The sequence below is a fragment of the Vibrio sp. LB10LO1 genome, from assembly GCF_010092875.1.
Taxonomy (GTDB): domain Bacteria; phylum Pseudomonadota; class Gammaproteobacteria; order Enterobacterales; family Vibrionaceae; genus Vibrio; species Vibrio campbellii.
Genome location: NZ_JAADJW010000001.1, coordinates 194,404 through 219,633, shown reverse-complemented (window position 1 = coordinate 219,633; position 25,230 = coordinate 194,404). Strand labels below are relative to the sequence as shown.

13 protein-coding genes and 6 tRNA genes are annotated in these 25,230 nt (G+C 43.7%); 14 read left to right on the top strand and 5 right to left on the bottom strand.

Annotation, left to right across the window (positions count from 1 at the left end; all coding sequences use genetic code 11):
- The first annotated feature begins 482 nt into the window (after positions 1-482).
- The 4 genes from GXP65_RS00940 to GXP65_RS00925 all read left to right on the top strand — a co-directional run bounded on the left by GXP65_RS00940 (position 483) and on the right by GXP65_RS00925 (position 10,733).
- On the top strand, positions 483-3,770 hold the full coding sequence (locus GXP65_RS00940) for a glycoside hydrolase family 3 protein (RefSeq protein ID WP_162091816.1): 3,288 nt from the start codon (positions 483-485) through the stop codon (positions 3,768-3,770).
- Between the two features lie 166 nt (positions 3,771-3,936).
- Complete coding sequence (locus GXP65_RS00935; RefSeq protein ID WP_162091750.1) at positions 3,937-4,839, top strand: LysR family transcriptional regulator; 903 nt, start codon at positions 3,937-3,939, stop codon at positions 4,837-4,839.
- Positions 4,840-5,286: 447 nt separating this feature from the next.
- The gene (dld, locus tag GXP65_RS00930; protein ID WP_162091749.1) at positions 5,287-6,993 is read left to right on the top strand and encodes a D-lactate dehydrogenase; all 1,707 of its coding nucleotides are present in this window, start codon (positions 5,287-5,289) and stop codon (positions 6,991-6,993) included.
- 983 nt (positions 6,994-7,976) lie between these two features.
- Positions 7,977-10,733 carry an Ig-like domain-containing protein gene (locus GXP65_RS00925; protein WP_240334916.1) on the top strand — a complete coding sequence of 919 codons (2,757 nt, stop codon included), beginning with the start codon at positions 7,977-7,979 and terminating at the stop codon, positions 10,731-10,733.
- A gap of 81 nt (positions 10,734-10,814) precedes the next feature.
- Here GXP65_RS00925 and GXP65_RS00920 read toward each other — a convergent pair whose 3' ends face one another.
- On the bottom strand, positions 10,815-11,597 hold the full coding sequence (locus tag GXP65_RS00920) for a thioredoxin domain-containing protein (RefSeq protein WP_045456914.1): 783 nt from the start codon (positions 11,595-11,597) through the stop codon (positions 10,815-10,817).
- Between the two features lie 76 nt (positions 11,598-11,673).
- Positions 11,674-14,043, bottom strand: a complete 2,370-nt coding sequence (locus GXP65_RS00915) for a hypothetical protein (RefSeq protein ID WP_162091748.1) — start codon at positions 14,041-14,043, stop codon at positions 11,674-11,676.
- Positions 14,044-14,644: 601 nt separating this feature from the next.
- Here GXP65_RS00915 and GXP65_RS00910 point away from each other — a divergent pair.
- The 5 genes from GXP65_RS00910 (at position 14,645) to GXP65_RS00890 (ending at position 17,208) form a co-directional block, all read left to right on the top strand.
- Positions 14,645-14,731, top strand: a tRNA-Leu gene (locus GXP65_RS00910).
- Positions 14,732-14,828: 97 nt separating this feature from the next.
- Positions 14,829-14,904 (top strand) — tRNA-Gly (locus GXP65_RS00905).
- A gap of 5 nt (positions 14,905-14,909) precedes the next feature.
- Positions 14,910-14,983: transfer RNA gene (locus GXP65_RS00900), tRNA-Cys, on the top strand.
- 318 nt (positions 14,984-15,301) lie between these two features.
- Positions 15,302-16,825 (top strand): alpha-amylase, encoded by a 1,524-nt coding sequence (amyS, locus tag GXP65_RS00895; protein WP_162091747.1) that lies wholly within the window; start codon positions 15,302-15,304, stop codon positions 16,823-16,825.
- Between the two features lie 137 nt (positions 16,826-16,962).
- Positions 16,963-17,208, top strand: a complete 246-nt coding sequence (locus tag GXP65_RS00890; RefSeq protein ID WP_005427091.1) for a hypothetical protein — start codon at positions 16,963-16,965, stop codon at positions 17,206-17,208.
- An 82-nt stretch (positions 17,209-17,290) separates the two neighbouring features.
- On the opposite strand, the gene GXP65_RS00885 is transcribed toward GXP65_RS00890, so the two are convergent.
- A complete protein-coding gene (locus GXP65_RS00885) occupies positions 17,291-18,079 on the bottom strand; it encodes a lipase (RefSeq protein WP_038891268.1) in 789 nt (262 codons plus the stop codon).
- A gap of 98 nt (positions 18,080-18,177) precedes the next feature.
- On the bottom strand, positions 18,178-19,056 hold the full coding sequence (locus GXP65_RS00880) for a CHAD domain-containing protein (RefSeq protein WP_240334915.1): 879 nt from the start codon (positions 19,054-19,056) through the stop codon (positions 18,178-18,180).
- Between the two features lie 934 nt (positions 19,057-19,990).
- Here GXP65_RS00880 and GXP65_RS00875 point away from each other — a divergent pair.
- Positions 19,991-21,787, top strand: a complete 1,797-nt coding sequence (locus GXP65_RS00875; protein ID WP_162091745.1) for an Ig-like domain-containing protein — start codon at positions 19,991-19,993, stop codon at positions 21,785-21,787.
- Between the two features lie 88 nt (positions 21,788-21,875).
- Here GXP65_RS00875 and GXP65_RS00870 read toward each other — a convergent pair whose 3' ends face one another.
- Positions 21,876-23,129: a hypothetical protein gene (locus tag GXP65_RS00870; RefSeq protein WP_162860242.1), complete on the bottom strand. Its 1,254-nt coding sequence runs from the start codon at positions 23,127-23,129 to the stop codon at positions 21,876-21,878.
- A gap of 599 nt (positions 23,130-23,728) precedes the next feature.
- Between GXP65_RS00870 and GXP65_RS00865 the strand changes: the two genes are divergently transcribed.
- The 4 genes from GXP65_RS00865 to GXP65_RS00850 all read left to right on the top strand — a co-directional run bounded on the left by GXP65_RS00865 (position 23,729) and on the right by GXP65_RS00850 (position 25,153).
- Positions 23,729-23,815, top strand: a tRNA-Leu gene (locus GXP65_RS00865).
- A gap of 136 nt (positions 23,816-23,951) precedes the next feature.
- Positions 23,952-24,025, top strand: a tRNA-Cys gene (locus GXP65_RS00860).
- A gap of 193 nt (positions 24,026-24,218) precedes the next feature.
- A tRNA-Cys gene (locus GXP65_RS00855) sits at positions 24,219-24,292 on the top strand.
- Positions 24,293-24,631: 339 nt separating this feature from the next.
- The gene (locus GXP65_RS00850; RefSeq protein WP_162091744.1) at positions 24,632-25,153 is read left to right on the top strand and encodes a hypothetical protein; all 522 of its coding nucleotides are present in this window, start codon (positions 24,632-24,634) and stop codon (positions 25,151-25,153) included.
- Positions 25,154-25,230 lie beyond the last annotated feature (77 nt).

Genomic DNA, 25,230 nt, shown 5'->3' with positions numbered 1-25,230 from the left:
ACTCTTGATGTTAACTCGGCAACCAACTTAAAACGCAGTGAAAATTAATTGACGTCATTTGTGTGAATATACTTCAAAGTTATGCAACTTCACTCAAACTTAATCTATTGAATATGGAATGCTTATCACTAGTACTTTTTGTTAAGATTTTTAAATGAGTCACATTTTTATGAATCTGTAAAATAACCTTCATATCATTCAAAAGTACCAGCTTCTTTTTGCCATCTGGCTTTTCATACCTTATCAAAGCCGATAATTTGTTTATTTGTTTCATGAACTAACAGGTCTATCCACACGAGCAATTTCTGTGATTAAACCAGAATTATTTGTCCTTTATTTCAGTAGTCTAAATAAAACCCCTGTAGTGAAAAATAAGCCGTGATTTGCACGTTTTTGACGTGTGGTCTCGTTGGATAACAAAATATTTCAGGAGCAATAACGTGCTACGAACAAAGAAAACAATCGTCAGTATTCTCGTCTCAATGGCGATGATCTCAGGCTGCAATGACTCAGACAGTGACACAATTTCAACCAGTCCAATTCCTTATTTTGCAGAATGGACGGATGTCGACAGTGCCATCAAGAAAGACGATGCAATGGAGGCGGAAATCCAACGCATCCTTGCATTAATGACGCTGGAAGAAAAAGTGGGGCAAATGATTCAGCCAGACCTTCGTGAAGTCACTCCGGAAGAAGCGAAAACCTATAAGTTAGGCTCTATCCTAAACGGCGGAGGCGGCTTCCCGAATGATGATAAATACTCAACCGCGCAAGATTGGGCGGACGAAGCGGATAAATTCTGGCTGGCACTAGAAGAAGCTTACGCAGAGAGAGGGTTCCGAATTCCTTTTATGTGGGCAACCGATGCGGTTCATGGCCACAACAACGTTTTTATGGCAACGGTATTTCCTCATAACATTGGCTTAGGTGCAGCTCGCAACCCTGATCTGATTGAAGAAATAGGAAAAGCGACCGCAAGAGAGGTTGTTGCGACCGGTCTTGATTGGACATTTGCACCGACCGTTGCGACACCTCGTGATTATCGCTGGGGACGCGTATACGAAGGCTACTCGGAAGATCCTGAAATCGTGTATGAATACGCGAAGCGCATGGTGGAAGGCATTCAAGGTGGTGAAGAAGGATTAAAAGGGGATACCAACGTAATCTCTAACGTGAAGCACTGGGTTGGTGATGGCGGTACGTTGGGTGGCGTTGACCATGGTGAGAACCGTTACACAGAAGAGTATCTACGCAACATCCATGCAATGGGCTACATCGGTGGCTTGAATGCAGGCGCACAAGTGGTGATGTCTTCGTTTAACTCATGGTGGAACGATGCGAACTACGACCCTATGGTCGGTATCGACGGTGCTGAGGATGGTGGCGATTACATGCAAAACCAGAAAATCCACGGCTCACAATACCTGATTACTGACGTCTTGAAGGGCAAATTAGGCTTTGACGGCTTAGTCGTCACAGACTGGAACGGACAAGGTGAGATTAACGGCTGTACAGCAGCAAACTGTCCGCAAGCTGTGATCGCAGGTAATGACGTGTTTATGGTGACCTCGCGTAATGATTGGCAAGCGTTCTATCAAAATGTGATTGACCAAGTAAACGCAGGCATTATCCCAATGTCTCGTATTGATGATGCCGTAACTCGTATTCTCCGCGTCAAAATGCGTGCAAACCTTTGGGAGAAAGCTAAGCCATCTGAGCGTTCGTTAGCTGGTGACCAATCTGTGCTTAGCGCGCCAGAACACGTTGCCATTGCGCGCCAAGCAGTTTCAGAATCCTTGGTACTGCTGAAGAACCAAGACCAAATTCTACCTTTGAAATCAGATGCGAAATTCTTGGTAACGGGTTCGGCTGCCAACGACATCACCAAACAAACAGGTGGTTGGTCGCTTACTTGGCAAGGTGATGGCAACACGATAGAGAAAGACTTCCCGAACGCACAAACCGTGCTTATGGCAATGCAGCAAGAAGTCGGTGAAGAAAACATCTTTACCGATGCTTCTGCAACAACACCTGAAGAAGCTACTGCGCTTGTGGTTATCGGTGAAGATCCTTATGCCGAAATGTTCGGTGACATCAGCAAAGCACAAACACTTGAATTCTCGAAGCTAAAAGCCTCTTATCAAGCGGATCTTGATACGATCAAAGCGCTAAAAGAGCAGGGATACAAAGTGGTCACGGTATTCTTCTCTGGGCGTCCACTTTACGTTAATGAAGAGATCAACAACTCTGATGCGTTCGTTGCAGCGTGGCTGCCGGGAACGGAAGGTTTAGGTATTACTGATGTGCTGTTCGCAAAAGATGGCGCGGATTTCAAAGGTAAGCTCTCTTACTCGTGGGGCGCGAAGAAGTGTTCGACTACAATCAACCGCAAGGCGCTTAATATCCCTAACTACATAACACCAATTGATGGCATAAACGGTGAGTTGATTGAGCAGGATATTGAAGGCGAACATAAGCCGTTATTCCCATATGGTTATGGTTTGAACTACGCGAACCAGACTGATGTCCCAGCGCTGTATGAAGACTTAAACGACATTCCACTCGACCCACGTGATTATGGCTGTGGTATGGACGAGCCAGACAATGGTATTGCTGAGTTCCCGTTAGAGATCTTCGGTAAAGACGCAAAAGGTGAATTTGTTGCAAGAATGTCTGGCAGTGCAAATGGTTGGGCTGGCGTGGAAATCAGCAAAGACACCACCACAATCGGCTCCGTGACGACGAAAGGCATTAACTACGATGGCATGCAGCAGTCAGCAATCAACGTAAAATTCTCTGGAGAAACTGGCGATTTCGTTGGTAATTCAGCGGCGCAAATTTACATGCAAACGCCAGATGAAAAGGGTTCCGACTACAACAGTTACATGAATGCCGATTCAACTTTGGAGTTTGATATTCGCATGGTAACCACAGCGCCAGAGAGCTTAGTGCTGTCGACACACTGTGAGTATCCTTGTCGCGGTGAGGTAAACATCAACAAAGTCTTACCTGAACCGTCAGATAGCACTTGGACGACGGTCAAAGTACCGCTCCAGTGTTTGAAGGATACAGGGATGAGTTTCCAAATGTTGAACACGTCATTCTTGATGTATTCAACTGAGGCTGTGGAGTTTGATTTGGGTAAGATTCGTTATGTTCCGAACCCAGATGGATTACCTGAGGATGCAGTTAGCTGTGAAGACATGCTTGATGAAGCGCTACCACCATTGACGGGGGACATGTACAACATCATTACCGACTTTGGTGCGCAGATAAATACCTCAGACCAATACACGACAGAAGGTTGGGGACCTATCCCTGACGGTGAAACCCACATGACGGCAACACAAACTGCTGATGGTGCATCGGTTACTTATAACAACGCGAGTCCAGAGGCTTACAAAGGCCTGTTGCATTTTAACTTTGATGCACAGAACTTAGAAAACTTTGCTGAAGCGGGTGCGTTGGTGTTTACGGTGAACGTATCGACGTTGGGGGCACAAAAGCCAGACAACGACCAAACCGGATTGGTGTTGAAGCTGGCGAATGCTGATGGGGATACTGGTGACATTTTTGTCACGGAATTGGTCGGGGAGAATATTACGCTGAATACGGATATTAAAGTGACTGTGCCAATGGCCACCTTCGCCGAGAAGTTTGATAACAAGTACTGGGCTCAAACTGTTAAGACGTTCACTATCTTCCCCGCATGGGCAAATACCCAAGCTGGCGTAGAGTTTGAAATCAGTGATATTCACTTCACTAAGTAAACAGACCATCTAGGAATGTTACTCAATTAAGTAGAAACAAGGCGAGCCTTATTAGCTCGCCTTTCTCGTTGGGGAAGCCTTTAAAAGGCAAGTGTGAACTTTCTTGCGGCAATCTGTGCGAAATCTCTTTAGAATGTCTCCTTCGACAAGGAAGCAGTGAAGACACATGAGAAATACCGACGACTACATTATTTTCTATCATTTGGTTGAGCAAGGTTCATTCAGCGCCGCTGCAAGACAAATGGAACTCACGAAGTCAGTCGTCAGTAAGCGCATTGCCAAATTAGAGCAGGAGATAGGTGTTCAACTGCTTTATCGGACCACACGCACGCTTAAACTGACAGAAGCAGGGCAATCCTTCTTCGAACATGCTCGTAGTGTTTATCAAGCCGTCGCAACCGCCGAGGAGTCGATTGTTGGTTTGGGTAAGAGCCTATCCGGCAACATCAAGATTACCGTTCCGACCATCTCTGGTGAACTTATCCTTCCTACCGTTATTTCTGAATTCAACCAAGCTTATCCAGATATCAACATTGATATGGAACTGGACAACCGATTCGCCGACATCGTCAACGAAGGTTTTGATCTTGCCATTCGTACCGGGGTTTTGCCTGACTCAAGCCTAATAGCACGTAAGCTCGTCGATGCAAACTGGATTGTGTGTGCATCGCCTAGGTACGTCGCCAAACATGGCAAACCAAAAACGCCGGACGACCTCACTAAGCACAACTGCTTGGTTTACGCTTATCAAGAGACAGGTGCACGTGAGTGGGCTTTCAAGCGTGATGATGAGGTGTATCAGGTTAAGGTGGATGGGAATCTATGTACCAATAACTCGTCTGCGTTACGCAACGTCGCTTTGCTAGGGCAAGGTATCATTTATGTGCCTCGGGTGCTGGTTTATGAAGACTTGCAGCAGGGTAAGCTGATTCAGTTGTTTAAAGATGAAACGGCTAAGTGCTTGGGCATTTATGCCGTGTACCCATACACACGTCAGCAACCAGAAAAGATTAAGATCTTTATCGAGCATATGTATCAATGCTTTCAACGTCGTAGCCATCAATTCTAGTGGCTCAACTTTTCTCAAAGGAGTGATTCTCCTTTGATCGAAGGGATTCGCTCTAAATTTTAAACTCTCCAATCTATCGACTTTCTTCATTAACCGATAATGTCACAGCCATATAACGCTGCTATAACGTCATGGTGTTCACATGTTTTGGTTTTGTTTTGGCTGAATATTCTTTCAAGGTCAGGTATATAAGGCCTTGTTGACCCTTTTGACTTTCTTTTTCTTCGATATCGTGCACATTTGTTAACAATGTACTTTGCTATTGTTTCTTTTTGGAAACGATAAGTTTCTTTGTTGATTTTGTGGTTCTGAGAATTTTAAGTAATTGAATATATGAGTAATTAATGTAGTTAACTTTATCTGGACGCTGTTATCGGACTTTGGTGGCATGGACGTTCAGATTCGGACTACTTATATTGGCTGGGCATAATAACTAGAGATACGGATATGAAACAGAAGCAGCTCATCGACGCATTTGTCACCATTGTCGGGGAAGAAAATGTCCTTACCGATCAAATCAAAACCAAGTATTACCGTAGTGGCTTTCGCTCAGGGAGCGGCACGGCGTTGGCGGTGGTTTTTCCCGATACTTTGCTAGAGCAGTGGAAGGTCATCCAACAATGTGTCGACAATAATTGCATCATCATCATGCAGGCGGCTAAGACGGGGCTGACCGAAGGCTCAGCGCCAAGTGGTAGTGATTACGACCGCGATGTGGTGGTGATCAATATTACAAAGATGAAGCAAATCTATCTGTTAGACGGCGGTAAGCAAGCGGTTTGTCTTCCGGGAGCAAGTTTACATTCATTAGAAAAAGAGCTGCGAGCAGTTAATCGCGCGCCGCATTCAGTGATTGGTTCTTCCTCTCTTGGCGCAACCGTTGTAGGTGGCATTGCAAACAACTCTGGTGGCGCTTTGGTTAAACGTGGTCCGGCTTACACAGAGTTAGCAATATTCGCTCAGGTGGACAAAGACGGTAAGCTCAATCTTGTTAACCACCTTGGTATTGAAGGATTAGGCTCGACGCCTGAAGAGATCTTACAGAATATCCAAGATGGTAACTTCGACCCAGATAAAGTGATTCATGATGAACGTATGGCGTCAGATAAAGAATACGACGAACGTGTCCGTGATGTGACTTCTGATATTCCATCGCGCTTTAATGCCGACGAACGTCGTCTGTACGAGGCGAGCGGTTGCGCTGGTAAGCTTGGCGTGTTCGCTGTTCGAGTTGATAGTTATCCTATTCCTGAGAAAGAGCAGGTGTTCTACTTAGGTACTAACGATCCAGATAAACTGACCAAGCTGAGAAAAGACTTCCTTACTCAGTTTGAAAACTTGCCAGAGATGGGTGAGTACCTTCACCGTGACATCTTCAACATGGCAGAGAAATACGGTAAAGATGTCTTCCTTTCTATAGATTTATTAGGCACGGATAACCTACCTAAGATGTTCTCGCTGAAAGCTAAGGTTGAAAACTTCTTAGAGCGTGTGCCGTTGGTCAGTAAATACCTGCCAGATACGATTTTGTACTACGCAAGTAAGTTATTCCCACAGCATCTACCAAAACGCATGTTGGAATACCGTGATAAGTACGAGCACCATCTTGTACTTAAAATGAGCGATGGCGGTATTGCCGAAGCGCAGAAATACCTTAAAGAAGTTTGGGCAGCTGAGCACGATAGTGACTTCTTCGAATGTACACCAGAAGAGGGTAAGAAAGCGTATCTACACCGTTTTGCAGCTGCAGGTGCAGCCATTCGTTACGAAACCATTCATCGCAAGGAAGTGGAAGACATTGTGGCTCTCGATATTGCGTTACGACGTAACGATGAAGAATGGTTAGAAGCATTACCTGAGGAAGTAAGTAAGAACCTCGTTAAGTCTCTCTATTATGGGCATTTCATGTGTTATGTGTTCCACCAAGACTATGTTTTCAAAAAGGGCACAGACACCAAGCTGATGAAGAAACTGATGCTGGAGCACCTAAATAGTCGCGGAGCGAAGTATCCAGCAGAACACAACGTAGGTCACTTATATGAAGCAGAAAACTCGCTGCAAAAGTTCTACCATCAACTGGATCCAACCAATACCTTTAACCCAGGCATAGGTAAAATGGACCGCTACAAGCGCAACTGTAACTGTTGTGCTTAGAAGGTAAGAGTTTTGATTCCAAGAGTCGCTGACATACGCGGCTCTTTTTGTTTTTTACCTTGTAATCCTACAGAGGATGACTGTTTAGAGGTAGATCACATGGAATCCAGCCTTTCGAATTAATAATTCAGTATTGTGTGGCTTTCTATCGTTATGATTTAAAAATGCATTTTAAAAACTATCAGTTTGAGTTATGAATTGTTTGGTTTTTAATCGTTCTGTTTGGTAATATTTCCTTCGCTAAATATTTAAAGGAAGTAATAATTATGAAATTGAATTAATAATTATAAGGGTTTTATATCCGCATCGTTGCATTAGTTAATTACAGCGTCCTCCAAAATTAAAGTTCAGGTTAAATATAACTCAGCATAACCTTGGGTCACTTGCGCTTTAAATTTAATACCAAATACGGTCCTATTTCTTTATATGTGCTTAGATACGTCATGTGAAGTTATAGTAATGTGAGCCACTCTACCTAGATTTTCATTTTATTAAATAGGTGAGGTTTTTATTGCTCATTGATTTTAGCAATGTCGTACTTGGTTGGATAGCATGCTGTTGTGGGAGTGCAAGTAAATTAGTAACTCGTTTTGACTTGAATCATAAGTCACAAGACGTTGTTGTTTTCTATCCATAATAAGATATAAATCTAAAATATAATTATGTTTGATTTTAATAATTACTTACCAGTTAATGGTGTTAATTTAAATAAAAGATTCGTTCAAAAACTTGCTGTTATATCCCTTGTTATATTTTCGTCAAACGCCTTGGCTGCATATATAAATGATGTAACGGACCAAAATACTCATCAACATCACCACCACATACATTCTGATGTACATGAATCAAAAGAGAAATTGTTTGCTGATAAGAAAAATCTAAAACGAAAAATACAGCAGAAGAACTCAGACCTATTGGTCGCAATCGATAATTACAAGAATAATGATGGCGAAGCTAAATTACGTTATTTTACAGAAGCATTAATGTTACTTAAGTCGAGACAGGTAACCATTGCGAAACTGGCTGAGACAGACCCTGACCTTGCAACAAAAGTCGCTTTTAACAACAAGCAGCGCAAGCTTATTCCATCAGAGCTCCAAGGCTTTGTTGAGCAAGAGCAGCAATTAGAAGGCGCTTTGGAAGTGTTTTATGAAGATGATGATAAAACGCACTCCGGTCGTCTTCGTTACATCTTGAATTCTGGAAACGCGCGAATCGAAGTCAAATTTCCTAGCCACGTAGTCGCTAAGGGCTTGCGTGATGGCGACAAGGTACGTGTTGACGGGATCAACATCAAGCAAACGGGTAAGAAGTTAGATGTGTTGGCGTTGAATCAGGACCCATCTAATTTATTGGTTTTGGCCGATGGTAGTAATACGACTTCTACGGAAGGGGCTGACTCGACACAAGTGACCGTGAGTTCATTTGGTGAACAGCGTACTTTGGTGATGTTATTAAACTTTCTAGACAACACTCAGACACCATGGGCAGTCGAAGAAGTGCGAGAGTTAGTATTTGGGCAGGTTAATGACTTCTATAAAGAAAACTCTGATAACCAAGTATGGCTAACGGGAGACGTGGTTGGTTATTACACGCTACCAATGAACACAACATGTGACACTTGGGCAATTCATACAACCGCTGAAGACGTGGCTTTCGACAATGGCGTTAGCTTTGGTGATTATACACGTATTTTATATGTGTTCCCTGAAAACTCATCATGCGGGTGGACCGGCAAAGGAACGGTGGGGGGAAATCCTTCTAAAGCGTACGCAAATGGCTCCCTTACTTTGCGCACCGTCGGGCATGAGCTAGGACATAATTTTGGTCTGCATCACGCTAAAGATCTCGATTGTGGCGCTGACATTATTGGTGAACGATGCGCGTCGGCAGAATATGGTGATGCGCTCGATATCATGGGTATGTCTGGTATTACAGGCCACTTCAATGCGTTTAGCAAAGAACTTTTAGGCTGGACTACCACAGGTTCAGGAAACGTCAATCCCGTCGAGGCTGACGGCAGCTATTTACTCGAGCCTGTTGAAACGCCACGTAATGGTGGTGCCAAAGGTTTGAAAATTCGACGTGGTACTGATGACGTGACTGGGAAACCTTTGTGGTACTACCTCGAATATCGTCAAGCGATTGGATTTGATAGTTTTGTGGAAGGTAAGTCAGGTATTACGGGCGGTGTTATTTTCCACTTAGCGACGGAGGATGATCCACAAAGTAACTTGATGCTGGATATGATTCCAAATAGTGGCCTAAGAGATCTTGATGATTCAGCGTTGCTTGTTGGCCAAACGTATTCCGATGTTCAAGCGGGCATTACCATCACAACAGAATGGGCAGATGGAAATGCTGCCAGCGTACGTGTGACCTTTGATAATGATCTGTGTGTGCAAGCAAGCCCTTCCATTGCTCTTAAATCCAGTCAAGTGGTGAGTGGCGTTGCTGGTTCCTCTGCCTCTTTTGAGTTGAATGTGACAAACAACGATACGAATGCCTGTTCGTCATCTTCATTCAATGTGGGTGCTAATGTGCCTTCTGGTTGGTCTTCAACCCATGAATCTTTGACATTGGTTCCGGGTGAATCGAAAGCGGTAGAAATTAGCGTAGCGTCGAGCGATTCAGTACAAGAAGGCAGTTACGACATACTGCTGAAGGCGGGAAATAGCACTGATTTAGCATTGGCAACCAGTATTCCAGCGGTTTATCAAATTGAACCAAGCGTTCAGACGTGTGAGATGGCTAATCCAACGTTAACGCTCGTTGCAAACTCAGCGGCAGAGTTCGAACCGGGAGCAATAGCTAACTACACCGCAACCATTACCAACAATGATAGCCAATCGTGTGAGTCAACGAATTTTCAAATCAATGCCAATGTGCCTGAAGGGTGGAGCACGACGAGTAGCGTTGCTTCACTTGCTTCGGGTGAAACGACATCTATTAGTTTGAGTGTTACTTCTGACGTTTCGGCCGAAGCAGGAAGTTACAGCATTGACGCGATAGCAACCAACACGCTAGACGCAAGTTATAATGCGCGAGCGAGCAGTGTGTACAAAGTGGCTGAAGTGATGCCTACTTGTGAGCTAAGCCCTCCATTGTTGACGTTTTCTTCTTTGGTTCAAGAGGGTAATGCCGGTGACACCTTGGTGTATTCTGCGACGTTGACGAGCCAAAATGGTCCTGAATGCGACTCTGTGTCGTATACTGTATCTGCAAATGTACCAAGCGGATGGAGTAGCTCAACTCACCAGTTTTCGCTTGAGTCTGGACAGAAGGCTAGTGTTGAGTTGATGGTTACTTCTTCAGACAATGCTCCTGAGGGTGAGTATCCCATTCAGGTGAGCACGGTATTAACTGAAACCAGCGAAGCCGTGGTGAACGGCGTTGTCGAATATCGCATCCTAGCGATCGCCAATTTATCTCCCATCGCTAACGACGACTCAGTCGTGTTGAAGGCAAAAGAGGTGACCGAGATTGATGTGCTTGCGAATGATAGCGATCCAGAAGGAGACATACTGCAAGTCGTTGGTTTTACTCAAGGCTCTAAGGGATCAGTCAGTTTAAACAGTTCTGGGCGCTTAGTTTATTCACCAGCGAAGAATTTTAAAGGAAGTGATAGCTTTAGCTACACCATATCTGATGGTCAAAATACAGCGACTGCAATGGTTTCCATTCAGCTAAGTAGCACGAGTGGGGGCGGTGGTAATAAGGGCAAAGGAAACAGTAAATAGAATCTGTTGATCTGCGCGATAGAGGAGGCAATAGCGAGAGTTATTGCCTCTTTTGGTTTATATTAGCACTAAGTTAAACGGCTACTTAGGTGTTTTAAGAAGATCGTCAAATAGTGCGGAGAACACGCGATAATCTTGCGCTCCGACAACCAGTTGTGCGCCCACTAATTGGCCATTTTCAATACGTCCGACAACAAAACTTGGCGTCCCCCGAATACCAAGAGTGGATGCAAGGGCAATGTCGTTTTCAACATTCTCTGCCATTTGTGGGTCTTCAAGGCACGCGGAGAACTTTTCGATATCCAGCTTTAAATCACTTGCGGTTTTTTGGTACAAAGCGGTATTTAAGTTGCGCATATTTGAAAATAGAGCGTGTCTCATTGGCCAATACTCACCTTGCTTAAAGCTACAATTGGCAGCAATTGCGGCACCTTTAGCTTGTGGGTGAAACCCAAGTGGAAAGTCTCTTGTTAAGTACTTAACCTTTCCTGAGTCGACATAGTTTTCTTTGATCTTTGCGAATGTGTTGTCGGTGAAGCGTTTGCAGTAAGGGCATTGATAGTCAGAAAACTCGATGATCGCGATTGTCGCGTTGTCATCACCCATGGACGGAATGGTTCCATTGCCATCAAAGTCTTTTTGATCGGGTAACGTTCTGAATTTTGGTTTCGCCGCTTTGGCTGCATTTTCTTTAGCCAACTCAATGTCTGAATTAATGCTTTCAACCTGCACTTTTAAGTCTTTTACTTCTTGTCTTAATGCGGCTAATTCTGATTCAACTTTCTCATCATTGGCTGGTTGGCAGCCGACGATCAGCGGAATTGACAGCAACATGGTGTAAATGCTTTTTCCATACTTCAACATAGTGATATCCCCCTGTATGGACTGAGAAAAGGGGCAATGGCATTGCCCCTTTAGTTTGGAGAGTTTCTATTTGGTATTAATCGCCTTCTACAGTGTTTACTTGAATGGACACAAAGTTGACTGAGGAATCACCCTCGTCATCTGTTACTGTTGCAACGACACCTTCAAGTGCGCCCTGAGCTAGGAACTCAATAGGCGTGCTGCCTTCAAGGCCAGGTATTAGCTCAACTGTGAATGCACAATTGTAAATGTTATTACCTGAACCACTGTACTCAAGAACTTGACCGATATTACACGCTGGGTAGTAAACATCGTTGTATGTACCACCTTGCGTATTCAAGATTCTAAAGTTAGGGCCTGTTTCACCATCTGCGACAGTCACACCAAGTAGAGTCAACGCACTTAACGTCACATTATCCACTTCTGATGCATTGGTTAGTTCAATTACGATTAGACCGCTGACCGCAAATGCTAGGTCAGTATCAGGCTCTAACGGATCGAAGGTGACAGTTGCATCATCCATTGCCATTACGTTTAGGCCATCTTCATCGGTACCGCTAATGGTCGCGACGTTAACGTGGCTGTCACCAGCATTACCTTGAACTTGTAGTGTGATCGTACAGCTCGCAGATTCGCCTGGTTCCAGCGCAAATCCAAGCAATGGGGTAGGAGAGATACCACCACCATTCTTCGTGTCGACCATACATTTGTCAGTAAGAACGCCAAATGGATCGTCAGTCAGGCTGGAGAAGACCACAGTGTCGGATGTAGAAACACCCTCAATTTCATCTTTCACAGTGAATAAGAATGTGTAGTCAACATCTCGGAACAAGGTTGGGTTGTCACCCGTTTCAAACACTGATGTTGGATTGGCTGTTTTTTCTAGCGTGATCATAGATGGTACATCCAATACCAAAATAGTATGAGAATCCATATCTGTCGCGGTGTCATTCTCATTGTCTCTCGCAGTTGCTGTCACTGTATTCGTGAAACTATCACCAGCATTGCCAGCAACATAGACACTTAGCGTACAGCTATATGTTGCACCAAATGCTATCGTTACAGGATTATCAAGACAGTCACTATCAGCCCCAATCGCACTTAGATCACCGTAGATGGTGTCGACTAAGCTCACGAGTTCGACAGGAGAATCAAATGTGCCTGAGTCGTTGGTCACGTCGAACGTAAATGTTACATTCTCTCCTGGCTCAAGTACTTCTTCCTTATCGGCTGATTTAACTACCGTAATTGCAGGTGGGACGTTAGTGATTTGTACCTGTCTCTCTACGCTACAATGTTCGCCTAGTGCTACTTGGCCTACACCTGCAGGGCAGGTCTCGCCATTAACAACAGGGTCACCGTTCTTATCCAGTAGCGTTACCTTAACCACATCTTTATATAATTCTGGTGTCGGTATATCTGGGAGGTCAGTATCGACGACATAAACGCTGAATTGACAGCTGTAGGTTGCACTCGGAGCCACTTCATACAGAGGCGAACCGACTGGACAGTTAGTTGATGTTAGATAAACACCATCAGACGCTCCGGGACCAGTAGTGCCGCCCCAAAGGTCAAAGCTCACATCATAAGTGCCATCACCATTAATATCGATTTCATCACTGATTGCACTAATGAATAGAGATGTTTGTGCATTAGGGTTAGTAAAGCTCACATCGAAGGTAAATTCACCACCTGGTTCTGGGTGTGAACTTGGTGTAGCTTCAGATTTGATGATATCTGGTGGTGACGGTTTGATGAACACGTCAATATTAAAGGTGTCACAGTTACACTTAGATTTGGTGTTAGGGATCTGACCAGCATATGGGTCTTCTTCCGTTGTACAGTTATCACGCTCCTGATTATCCCATGCGGCACAATAGGTGAAGTCAGCTCGGTTATCGCCATCGTCATCAGTACAGAGCATGGTAATGGTTTCGTTTAAAAGCGTGTACTCGTCTGGCCCTAATGCTTTTGTAATGTCACCACAAGCATCGCCATCTAACTGAGCATCTGCTGGTTCACCGCTGCCATTGGGAACAGGCAAAATCATACTACAGTTTCTAAAGTTACCTTGAACGACCTGAGGGCTGGCCTCAGTTAAAGGAAGATAAAAAGTGGTGTCGTATCGTTCGTTAGCGTTGGTTCGTACAGTTACATCGGCTTGGAATGAAAAAGTTTCCCCGAGGTTACATTCTGCGTTTGGGTCGGTTGGAATCACTCGAGTGATTTCAACGTCATTAGCTGTACAGTTTAAAGCATCTTGAGGTAGCGAGTTACCTGGCTCTAACAAATATGCATCCGCCATACAGAGTTTTTCCGTAGGCGAGAGATTATATGCCTCTGCTTGAGCTGGCGAATGACTCGTTACGCCATACAATGCCGCCGAGCTAACAAAGATAACACTCATCACTTTGCTTAATCGGCTGTGTATTAATCGTTCCATCATTGACCTTCTTTTTATTCGAAAGTTTGAACAAGAGGGCTATATGAACGCTGAGCAAACTTTCGTGTCCCCTTTAAAAAATGACACTTATCAGCGAGTTAAAAAACGAGCCCTCATTCCTTGACCAAACAACCTCTTGGGTGAATCTTGTTGGATTCACCGATGAGACAATGTGTTGGTTGCCCTCTGAAGAGCAAGAAATGAACCAAGTTCTATGTTATTGAATTTGCTAAATAATATTTATTAAGTGCTCAGAATAACTGTTAAGGCGTGTACAGGTTGTTCACTTGTGTTGAGTTCCACTGAGTGGAAGTTGTGAAAAAGCGTTATTTATCAGTCATGTAGGTCTTTTATGATAATTGTGCTTTTGGTGGACACAAGTTAACAGTTCGATCACTATTGCTGTTGCAAAGAAAGGGCGTTCAGAGAAGCACAGTATTTGCGCATGCCGATTATGATTTACTCAAAAAGAATGATTAATGTTCATTCGGTTGATAATTATAATAATTTTTGTTGACCTGAAATCTCAATCCGTTAAAGTACGCCTCGTTCTCACGGCGAAGGTCGTTAGAGCAGATGGTGTTACCATCGCATTGATTGCGTTGCCCTGGTGGTGGAATTGGTAGACACAAGGGATTTAAAATCCCTCGACGTTCGCGTTGTGCCGGTTCAAGTCCGGCCCGGGGCACCATCCGAAAATTGAGTGGGTGAATTTAATATCCCGCCGTCGAGTTGACCGGCCGAGTGTCGGACCATCAATTCCGGCTCGGGACACCATCTCAAATTATGCGACACTAGCTCAGTTGGTAGAGCGCAACCTTGCCAAGGTTGAGGTCACGAGTTCGAACCTCGTGTGTCGCTCCAGTTGAGGCGCCTTGGCAGAGTGGCTATGCAGCGGATTGCAAATCCGTGGACCTCGGTTCGACTCCGGGAGGCGCCTCCATTCTTTTCGAAAGCTCGTCATTATGACGGGCTTTCTTCATTTTAGCGCAATGGAATCGACGCGCGTTAATCCTTCTTTTTGCTGTTTACTTATTATCTCCTCCCTGATTATTTGATCGGGATTCAATAATTGCACTCAATTAGTTATTGGTTTTATAAATGTTATACATCTCAATAATTGTAGAGGGTGATTGGTGATAATTTCTCCACGATTGTAGTCCGAACTTTTTGTTGTACAACAGACGGTTAGTTGGATCTTTTCTTCCTGTCATGTTGGCTCTCTAAGCTCGAACTTCGTTCTAAAACGTGAGAGAAAATAATGAAAACATTCAACCTTAAACCCACACTTTTGCCTTTAACTTTGCTGCTCAGTTCGCCGGTAATGGCGGCTCAAAATGGAACCATGATGCAGTATTTCCATTGGTATGTGCCAAATGACGGTGCACTCTGGACGCAAGTTGAAAACAACGCGCCAGCACTATCTGACAACGGCTTTACCGCGTTATGGCTGCCGCCTGCCTATAAAGGTGCAGGTGGCAGCAACGACGTAGGTTATGGCGTTTACGATATGTATGACTTGGGGGAGTTTGATCAAAAAGGATCGGTGCGAACCAAATACGGTACTAAAGACCAATACCTCGCTGCTATCAAAGCGGCGCACGCAAACAACATTCAAATTTATGGTGATGTGGTGTTTAACCACCGTGGCGGTGCGGATGGTAAATCGTGGGTCGACACCAAGCGAGTCGATTGGAACAACCGGAACATTGAGCTCGGCGACAAATGGATTGAAGCATGGGTCGAATTTAGCTTCTCGGGGCGTAACGACAAATACTCAGATTTCCATTGGACGTGGTATCACTTTGATGGCGTTGACTGGGACGACGCAGGTAAAGAAAAAGCGATCTTCAAATTTAAAGGCGATGGCAAAGCATGGGATTGGGAAGTCAGTTCTGAAAAAGGCAACTATGACTACCTCATGTACGCGGATTTAGACATGGACCACCCAGAAGTGAAGCAAGAACTTAAAGACTGGGGCGAGTGGTACTTAAATATGACGGGTGTGGATGGCTTCCGAATGGACGCAGTCAAACACATCAAATATCAATACCTGCAAGAGTGGATCGATTACTTGCGACAGAAAACGGGCAAAGAGTTGTTTACTGTCGGTGAGTACTGGAACTACGACGTGAACAATCTGCACAACTTTATCACCAAGACGTCTGGCAGTATGTCATTGTTTGATGCACCGTTACACATGAACTTCTATAACGCTTCACGCTCAGGTGGTAACTTCGACATGCGTCGTATCATGGATGGTACCTTGATGAAGGACAACCCAGTGAAAGCAGTGACTCTGGTTGAGAACCACGATACGCAGCCTCTTCAAGCGCTAGAATCTCCAGTCGATTGGTGGTTCAAGCCTCTCGCGTATGCGTTTATCTTGTTACGTGAAGAGGGCTATCCGTCAGTCTTTTATGCTGATTACTACGGCGCGCAATACAGTGATAAAGGGCACGACATCAATATGGTGAAAGTGCCGTACATTGAGCAATTGGTGAAAGCTCGTAAAGATTATGCGTATGGTAAACAGCATTCTTACCTCGACCATTGGGACGTGATTGGCTGGACAAGAGAGGGGAATGCGGAACATCCTAACTCAATGGCGGTTATCATGAGCGATGGCCCTGGTGGAGCAAAATGGATGTACACAGGTTCGCCGAGCACTCGTTACGTCGACAAGCTAGGTATTCGGACTGAAGAAGTTTGGACGGATGCTAATGGATGGGCACAGTTCCCAGTGAACGGCGGTTCGGTTTCTGTTTGGGTTGGCGTTAAATAATCCAACTTTCAGACTTGCAGATGTGACGAATTTCGAAAATTGTTCGCATTTAATCAATGTCTTGTTTGATATTCATGAAACATATGCGTAACTTTATACCAAAGCATTATCACTAGGCAGATTAAGGAAAGGAATCTATGGCTGACGTTTTGATTGTTGCGATTGTATTCGGTGCAATATTTGGTGGTGGTATCGTTAAGCTGATTCTTAATCATCGTAAGGAAGTAAGAGCGTTAGAGATTTCTGAACGCAACCAGATGAGTCAAGAAGAGCGAGATGGTCTTAACAAGCAAGTAGAAGACCTAAAACAACGTGTTGAAGTATTAGAGCGCATCGTTACTGACAACAGATACCAACTTGATAAAGAAATTGCGTCTTTGTAATTCTGAACCAACAAGAAAGAGCCAGTTTAATACTGGCTCTTTTTGTATCTGCTTCTTTTTCCAAACTAAGTGAAGCGATTGACTAACGCTCATCAAAGAAGTCTTTGTTACGAATGTATTTACTCATTAGGTGGTAGGAGAAAGGGCGGATCAGCCAACTCACCAAAGAGCGTCCCAGACGCATCAATGTTGGCGTATTCTCATAAATTCTCCCGTTATAAAGCCAAAGCATTTTACCCACATGCCAGTAGAGAAAAGGTACCGGAGGCATAAAGGTGACAATGTCGATATCACAACAAATACGATAGGTTTTATGGCCTAACCCATACCGTTTTCTAAATGTCCAATCGCCAATTGCTGGCTGCCCAAATGTGACTACTCGTTTAATGCTTTTCGGGTACTTACGTTCGATATAGTCGGCAAACACGCTGCCAATTGCGCCGCCCGATGAATGCCCGGTAATCGTGATTCGTTTGCCTTGTAAAATCAGCGGCACGATGGTGGCCTCTAATCTCTCAATCACACTCAAACCGAGACGATCTTCATTTCTCGATGGTTGGCTTTCTTGGAATAACAAATGGTAGAAACCGGCATGGATGCGATAGTTGAGCCCAAGGCGCTTGCAGCTACGAGTCCACATGGCAAAGTTCAAAAGCCAATCGCTAATGCTGTGCGACCCCTTAATCACAACAACGACTTCTGTGCGCTTTTTACTCCACAGAACACGGATCATGGTTTTGCCAAACTCGTTTTTAATGATGCGCTGTCCATTAGGATCAAAACCATAGCGAGTCTGCCTAAAGACCCTAGGATAAGCGAGATTACAGAGCACAGCGTAGCGTTCGTATTGGTATCGTTTTAATGGCTTCACGTTTTTCTACTTAGTTTTAGTCAATGTAAAACTCTAGACGTGAAATATGAAAAGAACATGAATGGTTGTCATTAGGTAGGAAAATGAATTGATTTTTACTAGGAGTAGAGAGCGAGTACGTTGTCTGTTTCAATTCTTTTTCTAAATGCGGCCAAGTCTAGGAAGATCGTTTGCTTTGAGTTGTAGTGTTGGTCTTTTACGGCCTTGAGTAAGGCTTTGATAGCTTTCCTTTGAGGTTTTTCAAGATAAGATTGCGACTTTTGAAAACGGAAAAACGCTATTTGGCCTGAAGTGTCATTGAATATACCGAGACAATCTTGTAAGTGTTTGAGCTGTTTGATATTCGCCTTATGCTGAGCGCTATCATACAAAGGAGAAAAGTAATCTAGTAAATAGCGCAGATTTTTGCATTCAATTCTTAACGCGTGAATTTTGCTATCTTTGCTTTCTGTCGTTAAACCATGGCTTACCTTAATTACCTTTTGAAAGTGCTGAGTAATTTTAAGATTGGCCAAATCCATCGCCTTTCCAACTTCGTGTTTGGGTTCGTACACGCGCGAGCGTTGAAGGCTGTTTTCGATGAGAATGCAGGTCTTATGGTAGCAATCAGACTTTAACCACTCAGACACCCGTTGTTGCTCCTTGGTTTGAAGGTTGGATATGTGAGCAAATACAGACTTTAAGGCTTCCTTTTGCTCTGGATGTTTGTTTAGATAGTGGGGAGCGTCAGAGACAAAAACGTCAAGATCGCGAAGCTGGTTCGTTTGCTTCATTAGGGTTCTGATATGGCGTTTCAATAGTCGATGTTCAAAGGGTGGCAAAACGTCTTTTAAGAGCAAGCTTAGGGAGTGGATACGACGTAAAGTGACTCGATATTGATGGTTGAACTCAGGGTCGCTTCCTCTTGCAACTCCCAATTCAAGCTGTCGTACATGGCAGAACTCATGAGCGAAAAACCGAGGTAAAGTGAAGCTCAAATCTGACTCCGTATGTAAGTCCCATGCAAAAGGTGGTTTCCGAAAAATTCCCATGATCCGTTTTCCTATTCTGATGTGGTTAAGTTTAGAATATTGCTTTAATAACCTCCCACGAAAGTGCATAAAGTTTAGTGAGAAAGGCTAACGTTATGTTTTTATGGGATTGTCTTAATGCATTATTAAATCAGTAACATAATAATGTTGTTTTTATTATTCCTATTTCATAATGAAGTTATTAAATATAAAATATTTAATAAGCATCAGTATGATTTGAAAAGCCTTATTTAAAAACTCTTAATTTTGATAACTTGGCTGGTTGAAATTTAAGCTGTTTGTTTGTTAGTATCGCACTCACAATGAAATACAGTCATTATAATAAATGGATATAAAGCAGTGGATTAAGTCAGTTTTTCTAGGCTCTTCGTTCTAGAACCCTACCTTGATGAATTAAAGCGCGTCTATTGAGTTCTATTAGGCTCAATGTGTATCAGTTTGCTCCTTTTGATTGGGCTGAACTGAGAGTCCGTGTGCTTTGAATGCCCCTTGTTTTCTGTCTTTACAGGCTGTAATTAACTAATGGAACCTCGCTTATATTTAGTGAGTAGTTTCGTGCACTTAAATAAATCTGACGCTTTGACATTGAAGTAAGTGAACGCAACAACATAGGAAATTACCACTTTATTAATCTTATTCTTTTAGTAACCGATTTAATTTAATTTAATTTAATAGATTATCTCGTCTCTTTTTAATTCGATCCTATATTAATCGTCGAAATAATGAAGGCGAGGGTCTGTTTTATTCTGTGGTAAAAGCAAGGCGATGTTTTTACTAGTTAATATGTTTTGGCTTTGAGTGATTAAAGGCTAAATTTGAGGTCCATAAATTGAATTTATTCAACTCTACTAATATCTTGAGTTATATTTCTAACTTAAGGATGAAAGCAAAAGGAAAAGTTGCAATTTCTATTGCTGTTCTATTCACCATTTCTACATTTTCTGCAATTGCAGGTGAAGTTTTACCTACGAAAGGTGAACAAAAGACGCTAGTTTTACTGGTCAATTTTCAAGAGAATCCCAATGAACAACCTTTAAGTGTTGAGCAAGCGGAGAGCCTTATATTCGGCGAAATAAACGACTTCTATCGTCAAGCATCCTTTGATCAAACGTGGTTATCTGGTGAGGTGGCGGGTTGGTTTACATTGCCGCTTTCCAACCAAGTTTGCGACTTTACTGCTGTTCAAAATGCTGCTGACGAAAAAGCAGTGGCAGCAGGCGTTCCTTTGGCAGATTACGACCGCATCATTTATTTAATGACACAAACAGCGTGTGGTGTCGCGGGTTCAGCCACACTAGAAGGTATTCCATCGAGAGCGCATATCAACGGAAACTTCTCTGCGACAAACATTACCCATGAACTTGGGCATAATTTTGGGCTACATCACTCTCGAGCGCTAGACTGCGGGGACCAAACATTAGGCGGGGAATGCGAGGTTCGTGAGTATGGCGATACCTATGACGTAATGGGTGGCCCTGATATTGGTTACTTTAATACGTTTCAGCGTGAACAATTGGGTTGGTTAGATGGTGAATATGCCACTAAAACCATCAAAGCAACGCAAGATGGTAATTACTCTATTGCTTACTATGAGTCCCAAGGTGAACAACCAATCACATTAAAAGTGCCTCGTGGAATAGATTCGGCTACTGGAAACATGCGTTGGTTCTATATCGAATACCGTCAGTCTGTTGGTTTTGATGACTTTCTTGATGGTCGTTCGTACTCTTTCTATCGTGGGGACGTAACGGATGGAATCATTATCCGTAGTGCCATCGAAGGAGATGCTCGAAGCAGCAACCTTCTGCATTTCAAGACGGATTCAGAATACAAAGCAGTATTTGGTCGTAACGATTGGTTTGACCCAGCAATGCCAGTCGGAGGCAGTTATACAGACCCAGAGTCGGGTGTTACTTTGAGCCTGATTAGTGCTGCGAACGGGACGGCTGAAATCAATGTTCATTTTGGCGACGACAACTCCGGTGGGGGCAGTACGTGTACGACTAATACCCCAAGCCTTGAAGTGACTCCATTGTCTGAGAGTGCGGTTTTTGCTGGTACAAAAGTAGAGTATAAAGCACATATCACAAACCAAGATGGCGTTGATTGTGCGAGCACTACTTTTAATGTCAGTGCAGCTGTACCTAATGGCTGGCAAGCGACAAATGGAGACATCACGTTGGCACCGGGCGAATCTGGTGACGTGTTATTTACTGTCACTTCATCAATCGATGCAACTGCAGAAGATTACTCAATTGCGGTATCGGTGAACCATAGTCAAGACGCGGAAGCGAATGTTGAAACCTCGGTTCTTTACACTGTGCTTGATGAAGGCGGTACAGCCCCAGAGCTTACTGCGGAAGATGACAACGTGCTATTGACTGAGAAGCAACCCGTCACCATTGACGTACTTTCAAACGATAATATTGATGAACAAGTGCAAGTCACCATTGTTTCTTACTCGAATCCTAGCAAAGGTCGATTGGAGTTATTGTCGGATGGCACGTTCCGTTATAGTCCGGAAAATCGCTTAAAACACACAGATAGCTTCACTTACACCATTAGTGATGGTCACAATACTGCGACGGCAATGGTGAATATCACCTTACAAGAATCGTCGGGTGGTGGCGGTGGAAACGGCAACGGTTCAAAGCCTGACAAAGGAAATAACAAGTAATCTGATGAAAATGCCCGGTAAACTCGCTACCGGGCATTTTTATTATGAGTTAACGATCATGTTGATGTTATTAATTCAACTTTGGTTGTTACTCAGGACATTGAACTGGCTCTGGACAAGTAGGGCACAGAGTACATTCGGCGTATGCGGTCATCGCTTCGACGGTAGCGCCAAAGACCGTTTGACCCGCTGCATCGACAGTATCAGTAAACGCTGCCACTTGTTCACCAGGAAGAGGAAGTCCATCTGCTTCACCTGGGATTGGCTCATAATTACCAGTAAAGTCGGCACATTGAGCTGGAGTTAGAGTACCAATAAAGATAGGGTCTGAATCTTTGTTATCAATAACGACAACATCCTCTATCGTAATGTTCGAGGTATTACAAACGCTACCACTGTAGTTCACCTCTAATCCGTACTCATTAATACCAGTGTTCGCAAATCTGTTCACAACCACCACGTTACACTCTTTTTGCAACGTTAATGAACCAGGAATGTTTTGGTTTGGGCATTCCCAATCAGCGTTGTCAGATACCGCGATGTCACCTCCGCCAGCAAGAGCAGCAGTCACTTCTGCGTAGTTAGTGATACCATTTTGAGCAACTCGGAATGTACCACTAAACTCTTGGTGACCACCGACGGCTAGCGTGTCTAAGTTGTAGACATGAACACCGTTATCTAGGTCTTCATTTACGGCTGTTGTGTCTGTAGCTACGATATCGTAAAGAGGCAATTGACCAATATTTTCTACTTTCAATAGGTAGTTATATTGTAGAGAGTCGCCGTTAACGATGTCACTGAAGGTACAAGTCTTCGTGATTTTGATTTCTGGTTTACCAGGGGTGTAACAAAAAGAGATATGACTTAAACCATAGAAATCGTCACTGTTACGCAAAGGGGAATGTAGCCCTGCATCGCTACTTAGCAGAAGTCCTTGGGAATAGTACTCATAAAGGTTACCAACTGGACCACCTTTAACGAAGATACCTTGGATGATCACTGGACTAGTGCCCTGATCCCAAGAAAACGTTTTTGCCCCTTCTTGAACAGATATTGTCACTTCCAATTCGCCATCGGAATAAACCCCATCAGCGACAGGTTCAATTTTGAACTCTTTTAAATCTGGCATCCCATAGAAGTCGGAACATGTTGGATTACCTTTATATTCGACGGGCTGGACACCGGCACTTGTCGGATCGCCAGCATCACCGCGTACACTATAAGCAGCGAATATTGCGCCTAAAACGAGCAACCAAGCTAACGATCTAATCAGCTTTGAGCTCAGTATACTGGTACAGTTTAAATCCATAGAGTACCAGCACGTTTTGTTTGTTTGTTTCATAAAACCTCCGGCGGGTACAAATCCAAGAGTGCTCTTTGTACAACCGCATCGTTGTTCTTACTGAAATAAGTTAAGTACTGCATCGGGGTAGTTAGCATAGAGCGTTCCAATTTTAAGTGTTTGTATTTATTGATTAAAATATTTTTGGGTTTAGAAGGTTTACAGTTAGGTGTTTACCTTTATTTTTGTTTGTTGCTTCGGGTAGGTGTAAGCAATTGAAATGGTGGTGCTTATCTGGAAATAGCGAAAGTGTTCACAAAATGAACAGAGTGTAACAGCGAAGAAATAGGTAATTAAAAAGCAACGGCCGCATTAGGCACTGCGGTGAGAGAAAATGAGGCGCAGACAGCGGATTATGAAATAAATTTCCAGCATGAATGAGTAACCTCTATGAAGGAAGTCCTAAGACAAAGCCAGATTAATCGTGTGAAGATTGTTCGAATTGTTCGTGGAATGATCTTAGAAGTCTGCTTTTTAACCGTATGAATAAAAAAGATAAAATTTGTTGTTGACCTAGAATCTTAATCCGTTAAAGTACGCCTCGTTCTCACGGCGAAGGTCGTTAGAGCAGGTGGTGTTACCATCGCATTGATTGCGTTGCCCTGGTGGTGGAATTGGTAGACACAAGGGATTTAAAATCCCTCGACGTTCGCGTTGTGCCGGTTCAAGTCCGGCCCGGGGCACCATCCGCAAATTGAGTGCGTGGATTTAATATCCCGTCGTCGAGTTGACCTGCCGAGTGTCGGACCATCAATTCCGGCCGGGGCACCATCTCTCATAGATTGAGATTTTTAAGAGTCTCAGAGAACAACAATTCGGTAAGGCGCCTTGGCAGAGTGGCTATGCAGCGGATTGCAAATCCGTGGACCTCGGTTCGACTCCGGGAGGCGCCTCCATTCAACATCGACATTTAAAGGGTACCATCGCTCTAAGTGTTGAATGATAAACCGACAAGTTGCTGCTTTTTATATCGAACGACTCAGGCTTAGGTGTTTTCCTTTGACACTCACTGATAATTCCGTAAAGTAGCGGCCATCGAAAGGGGCAACCCAGACGATACATTTCAGAGTTTCTTTATTGAAACACTATGGCGCCTTGGCAGAGTGGCTATGCAGCGGATTGCAAATCCGTGGACCTCGGTTCGATTCCGGGAGGCGCCTCCATTATCTTTCTTTTCCTCCGTAAATTGAATCCAAAGCCTTAGTTCAGACCTCTGACCATTGGAAATTCCCAACAAAACTAACTTCTTAGAACCCACAAAATCGTTACACTTGATCGTTATTTTCGTAAGTAATTTCGACAGAACCCTCATTTTACACTTTTCGCCATTCTCTTTAGTTCCCAAAACACCGATTCAACTGTATTAACAGAACGTTGTTAATTATAAACTGAGTGCATTACCAAAAGCTAATTGATAACATCATATATAACTTATTGTTAATATATGACATTGTTAGTTTTTGGCTCAGGATGAGCCCATTTTGTATTAGGGAGAAGTACACGTGTTATCTCATTTAAGCAGGCCATTCGTAGCCTTAACGTTAAGTGCTGCGTCACTCACTGCTTTCGCAGCCTCAGTGGCGAGTTACCCAGAAGGGTGGCAAGATTGGCCAGTGGTTAAAGAGTCACAAAACCTACCTGCAGACACTGTTCTGCCGCCTGACACCTCATTGTTTATTCAAGAATCCGTTCGAGCGTATAGCTGGATCAATAATGGTCAAGGATCACCACTCACGATCCGCGTAAACCCTCAGAAAATCGAACAATACAAAACTCACGGCCCATATACTGACGGTCCAACGGCAGTGGCTATTTCAGAAGTTGATGGGATCGTTTGGGTGACTGAGCATATCGGCGGCATGGCCATCTATGGTAGTTATGATCGTCAAGGCAAAGATATTAGCCATACTCATCCTTCTTTAGAGCCCTCATTTTGTCAGAGCTGCCACACGACATATCAGGACATTTGTATCAATGGTACATGTGCTGAGCCCGTTCTAGGTGTTTATAAAGACAAACAGTAGTTGATTGTGAGTAATCGAGTTTTCGGCTGGTTGACGATTAACCAGATGCTGTTTGTTTCGCATCTGGTGTTGGTTCT

Bases quoted from the DNA above. Each gene is read 5' to 3' on its own strand.
- GXP65_RS00935 (WP_162091750.1), top strand. From the start codon at position 3,937: ATGAGAAATACCGACGACTACATTATTTTCTATCATTTGGTTGAGCAA.
- GXP65_RS00870 (WP_162860242.1), bottom strand. From the start codon at position 23,129: ATGAAACAAACAAACAAAACGTGCTGGTACTCTATGGATTTAAACTGT.
- GXP65_RS00915 (WP_162091748.1), bottom strand. From the start codon at position 14,043: ATGATGGAACGATTAATACACAGCCGATTAAGCAAAGTGATGAGTGTT.
- GXP65_RS00875 (WP_162091745.1), top strand. From the start codon at position 19,991: ATGAAAGCAAAAGGAAAAGTTGCAATTTCTATTGCTGTTCTATTCACC.
- GXP65_RS00925 (WP_240334916.1), top strand. From the start codon at position 7,977: ATGTTACTTAAGTCGAGACAGGTAACCATTGCGAAACTGGCTGAGACA.
- amyS (WP_162091747.1), top strand. From the start codon at position 15,302: ATGAAAACATTCAACCTTAAACCCACACTTTTGCCTTTAACTTTGCTG.
- GXP65_RS00940 (WP_162091816.1), top strand. From the start codon at position 483: ATGGCGATGATCTCAGGCTGCAATGACTCAGACAGTGACACAATTTCA.
- dld (WP_162091749.1), top strand. From the start codon at position 5,287: ATGAAACAGAAGCAGCTCATCGACGCATTTGTCACCATTGTCGGGGAA.
- GXP65_RS00920 (WP_045456914.1), bottom strand. From the start codon at position 11,597: ATGTTGAAGTATGGAAAAAGCATTTACACCATGTTGCTGTCAATTCCG.
- GXP65_RS00890 (WP_005427091.1), top strand. From the start codon at position 16,963: ATGGCTGACGTTTTGATTGTTGCGATTGTATTCGGTGCAATATTTGGT.